The organism is Mesorhizobium sp. GbtcB19 (assembly GCF_019091085.1).
GTDB lineage: Bacteria > Pseudomonadota > Alphaproteobacteria > Rhizobiales > Rhizobiaceae > Mesorhizobium.
Genome location: NZ_JAGXJY010000108.1, coordinates 1 through 529 on the forward strand (window position 1 = coordinate 1; position 529 = coordinate 529).

General features: G+C 31.9%; 1 pseudogene. It reads right to left on the minus strand.

The features are described 5' to 3' along the window. A pseudogene (locus KVT37_RS31815) lies at positions 1 to 529 on the minus strand (cytochrome P450); the annotation flags it as partial.

Sequence of the window (529 nt, forward strand, 5' to 3'; positions counted from 1 at the left end):
AAAAAAATCATGGAACATATTTCTTGTTGTGTAAGCTGGTCTTCTTCAGATTTAGTATAAATTAATTTACTAATAAGGTCATTTTTAGGTTGTTCTTTCCTTTTCATAATTAAAAATTGAAGATAATCAGAAAAAGCCTGGAATTCCGGACGCGCATCTTTCATTTTACTTGGAAAATTACTTGCCTCCACTAATGTATTAGACCATTTACGAAACACTTTATAATCACTTTCTGGTACTCCCAAGAGACTTCCAATAACTGCAATCGGGAGTGGGAAGGCGAAGTCGTCAATTATATCCATTTCTCCTTTATATTCAACTTTATCTATTAAGTCTTGAGAGATATCTTCAATTTGCCTGCGTAAAGATTTAACTGTTCTAGAACTAAAAGCTGTATGAACAACTTTGCGTAATCTAGTATGATTAGGTGGATCGGAGTTTAACATGTGATTTGTTAACAAATCTTTTTCTAGATTTGGTAACATTTTCTCTATTTCTTTCGGCTTAAAAAGCTTATATGGATCTTTTA